This is a genomic window from Neobacillus citreus (genome assembly GCF_018343545.2).
In the GTDB taxonomy this organism is placed as follows: Bacteria; Bacillota; Bacilli; order Bacillales; family Cytobacillaceae; genus Neobacillus; species Neobacillus citreus.
Genome location: NZ_JAGYPE020000104.1, coordinates 1 through 10276, shown reverse-complemented (window position 1 = coordinate 10276; position 10276 = coordinate 1). Strand labels below are relative to the sequence as shown.

At 42.7% G+C, this 10276-nt stretch carries 11 protein-coding genes; 8 read left to right on the top strand and 3 right to left on the bottom strand.

Annotated elements, in window-relative coordinates; genetic code table 11:
- Nucleotide 1: 1 nt before the first annotated feature.
- Nucleotides 2–391 (top strand): DUF4395 domain-containing protein, encoded by a 390-nt coding sequence (locus KHB02_RS28500; RefSeq protein ID WP_241114170.1) that lies wholly within the window; start codon nucleotides 2–4, stop codon nucleotides 389–391.
- A 134-nt stretch (nucleotides 392–525) separates the two neighbouring features.
- Complete coding sequence (locus KHB02_RS28495; protein WP_213148370.1) at nucleotides 526–2142, top strand: acyl-CoA dehydrogenase family protein; 1617 nt, start codon at nucleotides 526–528, stop codon at nucleotides 2140–2142.
- A gap of 30 nt (nucleotides 2143–2172) precedes the next feature.
- Here KHB02_RS28495 and KHB02_RS28490 read toward each other — a convergent pair whose 3' ends face one another.
- The gene (locus KHB02_RS28490) at nucleotides 2173–2373 is read right to left on the bottom strand and encodes a YdiK family protein (RefSeq protein ID WP_213148369.1); all 201 of its coding nucleotides are present in this window, start codon (nucleotides 2371–2373) and stop codon (nucleotides 2173–2175) included.
- A complete protein-coding gene (locus KHB02_RS28485; protein WP_213148368.1) occupies nucleotides 2370–3092 on the bottom strand; it encodes a CPBP family intramembrane glutamic endopeptidase in 723 nt (240 codons plus the stop codon). Before KHB02_RS28485 ends, KHB02_RS28490 begins: the two co-directional genes overlap by 4 nt.
- A gap of 302 nt (nucleotides 3093–3394) precedes the next feature.
- Between KHB02_RS28485 and groES the strand changes: the two genes are divergently transcribed.
- The 3 genes from groES to KHB02_RS28470 all read left to right on the top strand — a co-directional run bounded on the left by groES (nucleotide 3395) and on the right by KHB02_RS28470 (nucleotide 5953).
- Entirely contained in the window at nucleotides 3395–3682 is a 288-nt protein-coding gene (groES, locus tag KHB02_RS28480) for a co-chaperone GroES (protein WP_213148367.1), read from the top strand.
- Between the two features lie 42 nt (nucleotides 3683–3724).
- Complete coding sequence (groL, locus tag KHB02_RS28475) at nucleotides 3725–5359, top strand: chaperonin GroEL (RefSeq protein WP_213148366.1); 1635 nt, start codon at nucleotides 3725–3727, stop codon at nucleotides 5357–5359.
- A 153-nt stretch (nucleotides 5360–5512) separates the two neighbouring features.
- The gene (locus tag KHB02_RS28470; protein ID WP_213148365.1) at nucleotides 5513–5953 is read left to right on the top strand and encodes a hypothetical protein; all 441 of its coding nucleotides are present in this window, start codon (nucleotides 5513–5515) and stop codon (nucleotides 5951–5953) included.
- A 55-nt stretch (nucleotides 5954–6008) separates the two neighbouring features.
- On the opposite strand, the gene KHB02_RS28465 is transcribed toward KHB02_RS28470, so the two are convergent.
- Nucleotides 6009–6983: an L-lactate dehydrogenase gene (locus tag KHB02_RS28465; RefSeq protein WP_213148364.1), complete on the bottom strand. Its 975-nt coding sequence runs from the start codon at nucleotides 6981–6983 to the stop codon at nucleotides 6009–6011.
- Between the two features lie 358 nt (nucleotides 6984–7341).
- On the opposite strand from KHB02_RS28465, the gene KHB02_RS28460 reads away from it, so the two are divergent.
- The 3 genes from KHB02_RS28460 (at nucleotide 7342) to tatC (ending at nucleotide 10213) form a co-directional block, all read left to right on the top strand.
- A complete protein-coding gene (locus KHB02_RS28460) occupies nucleotides 7342–9093 on the top strand; it encodes an alkaline phosphatase D family protein (protein WP_213148363.1) in 1752 nt (583 codons plus the stop codon).
- 85 nt (nucleotides 9094–9178) lie between these two features.
- Nucleotides 9179–9385, top strand: a complete 207-nt coding sequence (locus KHB02_RS28455) for a twin-arginine translocase TatA/TatE family subunit (protein WP_213148362.1) — start codon at nucleotides 9179–9181, stop codon at nucleotides 9383–9385.
- 66 nt (nucleotides 9386–9451) lie between these two features.
- Nucleotides 9452–10213 (top strand): twin-arginine translocase subunit TatC, encoded by a 762-nt coding sequence (gene tatC, locus KHB02_RS28450; RefSeq protein ID WP_213148361.1) that lies wholly within the window; start codon nucleotides 9452–9454, stop codon nucleotides 10211–10213.
- Nucleotides 10214–10276: the final 63 nt, after the last annotated feature.

The window sequence follows — 10276 nt, the reverse complement described above, 5'->3', positions numbered from 1 at the left end:
TGTGAAAACAAACCAGTGGACGATTGTTATAAGTGTTGTGTTAACATGGTTATCCGGACAGGAATGGTTTTTGTTAGTGCCGTTTGTTGCCGGTATGTCTGGTCTTTTATTCGGATTTAATCCGATTATGCAAATAGCAAAACTATTTTTAAGAAAGGACCCAAAGGCTTATATCCCTGAGGATTGGGAGCAGCAGCAATTTAATCAAAAAATTGCCGTATCGTGTTTGGGAATTGGATTTGTAGGATTCCTGCTGGGATGGAATGGTGTTGGCTATGTGTTCACGATTCTTGTCGCGGTGGCTGCCTTTGTGGCAATTCTAGGTTTTTGCATCGGATGCTTTATTTATTTTCAGTGGAACCAATACCGTTATAGAAGGGCGCAGCAATAAAGATATCTTTTTATGAGGTCTGATTAGTTCGGCCTTTTTTTTGTTTTCTACTTATATTTGACGCTGCCATATCCTTACATTTAAAATTAAATTAAAAATTATGAATTATCATTCATGAGGAGAGTGGCGTTTTTATGAAGCTTGTTTCCCAAGAGACAGAAGCGAAAGGAAAAAATTCTTACAGCTTTGATGAATTTCTCGAAAAACGTGACAACCTTGATTGGTACCGTGATGAACCGTTTTTACAAAAAGCGGTTAAGAAATTTACGGGTTCTCAGCACAGCCAAGTCCACGAAAAACTATTATCCTTTTCGCCAACAGTATCTGCAAAATGGAACCGGTTAGCTGAAAGAATTGCCAGGCCGGAAGTCCGCCCCTACATGCTTCACTTTGATGCTTTTAATAATCGGATTGACCGGATTGTCCGTCCTCAAGAAGTTCATCAATTAGAGAATGAAATTTTTGGAGAAGGTCTTTTTTCCAGAAATATGACACCTTGGGAAAGCTTTGTGAAAAGAATGCTGATTCACCAGCTGGGTGAGGCGGGAGTAACCTGTCCGCTTACTTGTACACATGGTTTAGTGGCTTTGCTTGACCAGTTTCCGGATGAGGATTATCCAGAACTTCAAGATATATTAAATCATACAAAAGAAGGGCTAAATGGCGAATTTGCCATTGGCGCTCAATTTATGACAGAAATCCAGGGTGGTTCTGATTTGCCGGCCAATGTTTTGGAAGCGGTTCCGGAAGGCAAGTGTTATCGTTTGTATGGGAATAAGTTTTTCTGTTCTGCGGCTCATGCCGATTATTCGGTGGTAACGGCAAAAATATCGGGAACTGACAAAGTTTCGACATTTATCGTACCATCCTGGCTTCCGGGGGATAAGGAGAAGGAGAAACGCAACGGGTACGAGATTAATCGGATCAAATGGAAGCTTGGCACAGCCGAGCTGCCAACAGGGGAGATTCAATATAAGGGGGCGCGCGCCTATCCAATCGGTCCAAAGGATAAGGGGATTGCAGTTGCAGTCGGAATTGTATTGACCTTGTCGCGGTTGGAAATTGGGATTGCCTGTGCTGGGTTTATGCTGAGGGCCTCTCGGGAGGCAAATTTGTACAGTGATTTCCGAAGTGTTTTTGGAAAGAAGGTAAAAGACTATCCACTCGCAGCAAACAAGTTGAAACGAATCCAGCATGCCGCTGAGCGAACGACGGCGGGGGCATTCAAAATCTATAATCTTTTCTTGCAGCTGGATAAGCCGCTTAATCCAGGAATTAAATCGGGCCATCCAATTGAAGTTAGGAAAAAGTTATTTAATCTGCGTGAACTTGTCTTGCTGCAGAAAATCTGTGCAACGAATGAGGGGGCGGAAATTTTACGGGAGGCTATCTCCGTGTTTGCTGGTAATGGCGTCATGGAGGAATTTTCGTCGCTGCCGCGTATCTTCCGCGATGTGGTCGTAAACGAACAGTGGGAGGGACCGCGTAATCTGCTGTTAACGCAAATTTACCGCGATTTGGGCAGGGTATCTGATTGGTATTCACCTGCCGAGTTTGTGGCCAGCGTTCTTGAGGGAGCCGATTCAGAGACGATTAAAAAGTTTACGGACCAACTAGAGGACTTGCTGCAAAGACCTGTTTTAGGAGAAGTAAGCGAGGCCTCGATGGAAGCCGCTGCCGAATGGGATTTATTCTGTGATTCATTCTTTAAAACTTATCAGCAGATTGCGCTAAAGGAAATCGAAGATTAATAAGAATGAGGCTGTTTAAATGTGACAGCCTCATTTTTTCATTTGCCCCTTATACTTAAAATGAAAAACAATCATCTTTAAGGCTGACCCAAAATCAAAGGTGGCGAGGATGACCAAAAGGTAGCTGAAGAAGCCCCAGCCATTATTTTGGACATCATCGATAGCAAAATAGGTGAACAGGGCACCAAGTATTAAATAAATCAAACCAGAAAACAAAGGTGAACGTTTCATAGAAATCCTCCGATAAAGTTTTGAACTGCCTCTGACTCACGCATCAGCCGCTCAATGTCATCCTTATAAACCGACTGAACAAGGACGACCATCGTGTTCATGGATACATGGGCGAAAATCGGCACCAGGATGCGTTTGGTTTTTACATAAAGAAAAGCAAAGGTAAAGCCCATCGCCGAGTAAATAAGCAGATGCTCAGGCTCCATATGGACAAGCGCAAAGACCACCGAGCTGATTAGGGCAGAAATAAAGAAATTAAACCGTTTATAAAAAGCCCCAAAGATAATTTTCCGAAACACAATTTCTTCTAAAATAGGGCCGATAATACTCGTTACAAGAATGGCCAAAGGAAAGGCATTAATGATCGTGAGGATTTCCTGTGTATTTTTAGAGCCCAATTCAATCCCAATAAGGCGCTCAATGATGGCAGCCGTATATTGGGCAAATAGGGCAAGGAAAACCCCTAAAATCGCCCACTTTATCGAATGACCGATTGAAGTGTTTCTTTCACTATGGACCCCAGGCTTCATTTCTTTTCTTAGGATAACAAGAATGATGAGAAAGGCAAGGGTGAAACTTGTGATTAGCCAAACCGGTACCACAAATTCCTGCCTCCATCCAAAAAGGCGAAATCCAAACATAAATGCAGGAATCCCGGCAAAGCTGGAAAGCTGCATGGCAATATAAACAATAAGGACAATCCAGTATTCCTTTTTCAAGTCAAAACTCCTTTTCCATCTATTTTTTCCAATCGAAATGTAATCAATCACTATTCTTCATTCTACCTTTAATGACAAATTAGTTTCAATTTTGAATGCCTGCTTTGAAAAGAATTGAATAGAAATATGGATTTTATCCATACTTTATAAGGTGGAAAAAAAGGGTAACTTTTTTTAATAAATTTTATGCATCAGACTTGCAAAAGATTTTTAGATTGATTATTATAATAATTGTGTTAGCACTCATCATAGTCGAGTGCTAATAAATGACCGAATAACACATATTTGAGGAGGTTGTTTGAATGTTAAGACCATTAGGTGATCGCATTATCATCGAACTCGTTGAATCAGAAGAAAAAACTGCAAGCGGTATCGTATTACCGGATACAGCAAAGGAAAAGCCTCAAGAAGGAAAAGTTGTAGCTGTAGGTACTGGCCGTGTGCTTGACAATGGCGAGCGCGTAGCTGTTGAAGTTTCTGAAGGCGACCGCATCATCTTCTCAAAATACGCTGGTACTGAAGTGAAATACCAAGGTACTGAATACTTAATTTTACGTGAAAGCGACATCCTTGCTGTAGTTGGAGAATAAGAAAAATAACTAGCTTTAATTATAAGAGGAGGTTTTTTAACAATGGCTAAAGAGATTAAGTTTAGTGAAGACGCTCGCCGCGCAATGCTTCGCGGTGTTGATACACTTGCAGATGCAGTTAAAGTTACTCTTGGACCTAAAGGACGCAACGTGGTTCTTGAGAAAAAATTCGGTTCACCATTAATCACAAATGACGGTGTAACGATTGCAAAAGAAATAGAATTAGAAGATGCATTCGAAAACATGGGTGCAAAGCTTGTTGCTGAAGTAGCAAGTAAAACAAACGATGTTGCCGGTGACGGTACAACAACTGCAACAGTTCTTGCTCAAGCGATGATTCGCGAAGGCTTAAAGAACGTAACTGCAGGCGCTAACCCAATGGGCATCCGTAAAGGTATCGAAAAAGCAGTTACTGCTGCTGTAGCAGAGCTTAAAGCTATTTCTAAACCAATTGAAGGCAAAGAGTCGATCGCTCAAGTTGCCGCTATTTCTTCTGATGACAAAGAAGTTGGCCAATTAATCGCTGAAGCAATGGAGCGCGTTGGCAACGACGGCGTTATTACAATCGAAGAATCTAAAGGCTTCACTACTGAATTGGATGTAGTTGAAGGGATGCAATTTGACCGTGGCTATGCTTCTCCATACATGGTTACAAATACTGACAAAATGGAAGCTATCTTAGACAATCCATTTGTATTAATCACTGATAAGAAGATCACAAGCATTCAGGAAATCCTGCCTGTTCTTGAGCAAGTGGTACAGCAAGGCAAGCCATTATTGCTGATTGCTGAAGATGTTGAAGGTGAAGCACTTGCAACTTTAGTACTGAACAAGCTTCGCGGTACTTTCAATGCTGTTGCTGTTAAAGCTCCTGGCTTTGGTGACCGCCGTAAGGCAATGCTTGAAGATATCGCTGCTCTAACTGGTGCTGAAGTGATCACTGAAGAGCTTGGCCGTGACCTTAAGTCCGCAACAATTCAATCTTTAGGACGCGCTGCTAAAATCGTTGTCACAAAAGAAAACACAACTATTGTTGAAGGTGCAGGAAGCACTGAAGCAATCCAAGCCCGCGTGAATCAAATCCGCGTTCAATTAGAAGAAACTACTTCTGAATTTGACAAGGAAAAATTACAAGAGCGTCTTGCTAAATTGGCTGGCGGTGTAGCAGTTATCAAAGTTGGTGCTGCAACTGAAACAGAATTAAAAGAGCGCAAGCTTCGTATCGAAGACGCATTAAACGCAACTCGTGCTGCAGTTGAAGAAGGTATCGTATCCGGCGGTGGTGTTGCCCTTCTTAACGTATACAGCAAAGTGGCTGAGCTTCAAGCTGAAGGCGACGAGCAAACAGGTATCAACATCGTTTTACGTGCGATGGAAGAGCCAGTCCGCACAATCGCTACCAACGCTGGTCTTGAAGGATCTGTTATCGTTGAGCGCTTAAAGCATGAAGAAGTTGGCACAGGCTTCAACGCTGCTAGCGGCCAATGGGTAAACATGATTGATGCTGGTATCGTTGACCCAACTAAGGTAACTCGTTCTGCACTTCAAAACGCAGCATCTGTTGCAGCTATGTTCTTAACAACTGAAGCTGTAGTTGCTGACAAGCCAGAACCAGCTGGTGCAGGCATGGGAATGCCTGACATGGGCGGTATGGGTGGAATGGGCGGCATGATGTAATATCAGCCCCAATATCTAGGGTTTGAATAAATAACATGATCGGAAGCTTCTCGTAAGTTGAGCAAACTTATGGGAAGCTTCTTTTTCCATTTCTTGTGTTACAATGGAAATATAGTTTTCGTTTCAGAACATGAGAGTGGGGGGATCGGAAAAATGAACACTATTCTTACATACTTTGTTTCCCTGTTCGTGATTGTGATCTCAGTATTTACAACTCTTTATATTAAGTCTGAACTAGAGCGGGTGTTACATGAAAAAACAGATACTGTCCCTTTCCATATTTGTAATATAGTAATCATTTTAATGGCTTCTCTTTTGGCTCATGCTGTAATGGCTAAATACGTTATTGGGACTGAATTTGATTTAATTCGGCAATTGGTCATCCACGTATGCATGATCCTCCCAATTTATATATTAGGTCATTTCGGAATTGAAAAATATAAATCAATATACCGAAAATACATGACCACCGAACACCGGAAAGTGGTAGTACTTAACGAAAAGTACTTAAAAAAGAAAAAGCGGTTTAGTAAATTAAATAAGTATAATGCCGTTTCTAAGGAAAAACAAAGAAAGCGGTATTATATTAAATAATCAATTGCAAAAACCACTTCCTATAGCCAACTAGGAAGTGGTTTTGTTGTTGTTATTACGAATTCTTACCTGTCTTTGCTACTTTCATCGCCTCTTTAATATACTCAGCCGATTGATGCAGCCATTCCATTTCTTGAGAATCAATTGAAATTTCCAATTGCTGCTCCACACCATTTCTGCCGACGATGCATGGCATACTTAAGGCAACATCGCCATCATAGCCATATTGTCCGTGTAAGGTGGTGCAAACAGGATACACACTGCGTTCATCCAGCATAACCGCCTTAGCTAGTGTAACTGCGGCCTGTGCAACACCGGCATTGGTCCACCCTTTACCATTTAACACATCAAAGGCTGCCTTTACCACCTGCTGCTTAACTCTCTCACGACTTAATGGTTCTTTACCTTGAAAAACTTGGTCTAATTCTTTTTCGCCGAATCCTTGCACGTTTAAGCGGCTTAATACTGGGAAAGCGGTATGGCCGTGTTCGCCCATCATATAACCTGTTACGCTTTTTGGATCGATGTCATAATTGTCGGCAATGATTTTACGAAGGCGGGCGGAATCAAGCATCGTGCCGGTTCCAAATACCCGTCCCTTCGGATAGCCGAATTCATTTTCTGCTATGTAGACCATAGTATCTAACGGATTTGTAATCAAAATAATGATGGCGTCTTTTGTATATTTCGTGATTCCCGTCATGACTTCACGAATGACCTCTGCATTAACAGCTGCCAACTGGGCTCTGTCCGGCATCTTATCATCTTCGCTTTTCAGCATACTCGGGCCGGCAGCGCAGATAATCACGTCCGCATCGGCACATTCGGAATAATCACCGGAACGGACCGTTGTGTTCGACATATAGGTAAGAGAGGTTGCATGCGCTTGGTCGAGCGCTTCACCAAAAGCAACATCCTTATCGCTATCAATGACTGCAATTTCCGCAAATAATCCTAATTTCATGGCATCTGCCAGAACATATGAGCCGACATGGCCCACTCCTACAACAACTAACTTATTTCTTTTCATTGGTTAACCTCCTAAACAATCAATGTAATTATTTTATCACAATAGGGAAAATAGTTTTTATTTTTTGTTAATTTACTAACTTCTGCCTCATTTCGCTTTGTAAATTTCTTTTGAAAATAAAATAAAAAAAACCAAGAAAATAGGACTATGAAAAATTAGGATAATTTCCCGTTGATTAAAGAAATAACCCCATTTATTGAGGAACATCCATCCATTTATCATCTGAAAGTCTAATTATTATAAAATGGGGATATTCGCCTGAATATCCATCTATTTACATATCTTTATACGCCATTAACAAATGCCAAATATAATCAAATTTGTGGTTCAGAATTTTAATCCTGAGAGGAGAAAAATCATGACAAATGAGAGAGCATTGGACGAACTAGTTAGGAAGTTTACCGAAGATAGTATGAAGAAAAATATTGACCGCCGCAGTTTCCTTCATGGAGCCGGCAAAATAGCGGGGGTGTCCCTGGGACTTGCCATTGCTAATTCATTGGGCGGATTTAAGGTAGAAGCTGCTCCAAATTTCAGTGTCTATCCATTTACCCTTGGTGTTGCTTCTGGCGATCCCCTGTCAGACAGCGTCGTTTTGTGGACAAGACTAGCTCCGGATCCATTGAATGGCGGAGGAATGCCGTCTCATGTCGTTCCGGTCAATTGGGAGCTTGCTACTGATGAAAACTTCCGCAACGTCATCGGGCGGGGAACAGAACATGCTTCACCTAGTCTCGGACACTCTGTTCACGTTGAAGTGAGCGGCCTAAAGGCCAATACGGTTTATTATTACCGTTTCAAATGTGGAAATGAACTAAGCCCTGTTGGAAAAACAAAGACACTTCCTGCAGCAGGTGCCAGTGTAGCAAGCATGACATTCGCATTCGCTTCCTGCCAGCAGTTTGAACACGGCTATTATACGGCCTACAAGCATTTGGCCAAAGAGGACCTAGATCTTGTGTTCCATCTCGGAGATTACATATATGAATACGGCACAAATGAATATCTTTCGCCAACGGGTAATGTCCGTGCCCATCAAGGTGACGAAATAATCACTCTTGAAGACTACCGCAACCGCTATGCCCAGTATCGTTCCGATGAACACCTCAGAGCAGCGCATGCTGCATTCCCTTGGGTGGTGACATGGGATGACCATGAAGTGGAAAACAATTACGCAAATATTACTCCTGAAAAAGGGCAGTCTGTTGAAGCATTTATCAAGCGTCGTGCTGCTGCTTATCAGGCTTATTACGAGCATATGCCGCTTCGCAAGTCGCAGTTTCCTCAAGAAGGCGGCATGCAATTATACCGGGATTTCGCTTATGGTGATTTGGCAAACTTCCTTGTCCTTGATACACGCCAGTACCGTGATGACCAGGCGAATGGCGATGGATCGAAAGCTCATACACCTGAATCCTTAGATCCAAAACGGACTCTTCTTGGTGCTCAACAGGAACAATGGCTGTTTGACAATCTAGGAAACTCGAAATCTCATTGGAACGTTCTTGCTCAGCAGATTTTCTTTGCACAGCGCAAATCTGCAAGTACTCCGCCGAAGTTCAGCATGGATTCATGGGACGGCTATCCGGCCCAACGCCAACGTGTGACAGATTTTATTGCCGGCAAGAACATGGATAACGTAATTGTTCTTACAGGAGATGTTCATGCAAGCTGGGCTAGCAACCTGACTACTGATTATAACAATCCTGATGCTCCAATTTTTGGCGCCGAGTTTGTCGGGACTTCGATTACTTCCGGTGGAAACGGCTCCGATTTGCGTGCTGACACGGCGAAAACTTTAGCGGACAACCCGCACATCAAATTCTTTAATAATTACCGCGGTTACGTTCGCTGCCAGGTCACTCCAGAACAATGGCGCGCCGATTATCGTGTCGTTCCATTCGTGACCGAGCTGGGAGCAGATATTTCAACAAGAGCATCATTTGTTTATGAGAAAGACGAGAACGGGCTTAAGGAAATAGCAACCACTACGGTGCCTATGGGTGTCCAAATGTCTGCAGAAGTGGAAGAAGACCGCCACCGTGCCCACGCCCGTGCGCATGAAATTCAATTGGAGAAAAAGCGCAAAAAAGAAGCCGTTCCTAATTAAATCAAACAGAAAAATGGATGAATGGCACATAGTTATTTGAAACATACTGGTGGCTGCCAATTACGTAAAAAGGAGATGATCCAAAATGCTTTCCAATATCGGTATTCCAGGATTAATTTTAGTGCTTGTCATTGCTCTGATCATATTCGGGCCATCCAAGCTGCCGGAAATCGGCCGGGCATTTGGTCGGACATTAACCGAATTTAAAAGTGCGGCAAAGGATTTAGTATCTGATGACAACAAAGAGGAAGCGAAAAAACCCGCGCTTTCCGCTGTGAAAAAAGAAAACTAATGGAAAGAGAGCAGGCGAGGCTACACGTCCGCTCTCTTTCTGTGTAAAAATAGGAGGGTTCAAAGGATGGAAAACAAAGAGCTGCATCTGGGAGATCATTTAGAGGAGCTTCGACGGCGGGTGATTATCACGTTGCTGGCATTTATTGCTTTTCTCATCACCAGTTTTATTTTTGCGCAGGATATTTATAAATGGCTTGTAAAAGATCTTGATGGTAAACTGGCAGTCCTTGGTCCAAGTGACATCCTTTGGGTCTACATGATGATTGCGGCCGTATTTGCAATCGCGGCAGCCATTCCGGTTGCTGCCTACCAGATTTGGCGCTTTGTGGCACCCGCACTGCATCGTGAAGAAAGGGTGGTAACCTTAAGGTTCATACCTGGGCTATTTCTGTTGTTTATAGCGGGGATCTCATTTGGGTATTTTGTGCTGTTTCCAATCGTTCTCGGATTTTTAACCAAACTGTCAGCTGGACAATTTGAAACGATGTTCACCGCGGAAAAATATTTCAGGTTCATGATCAACCTTACACTTCCGTTTGGATTTCTGTTTGAAATGCCGCTTGTTGTCATGTTTTTAACGAGACTAGGGATTCTCAATCCGGTTAGGCTGGCCAAGGCTAGGAAACTATCCTATTTTGGACTGATTGTCGTATCCGTTCTTATCACTCCGCCAGATTTCCTCTCGGATGTTCTGGTAATTGTGCCATTGCTTGTTCTATATGAAGTGAGCGTATCGCTGTCTAGAATTGTGTACAGAAAAAAATTGCAGCTTGAGGCCGCTCTAGAAAACCATGGCTTAGCAGAAAGCGGACAGTCATATTCATAATGCCTATTGGCTAAGAAAAAAGGTCGCGGGAGAACTGAACTGCCCCCTGTCAAGTAGACAGTG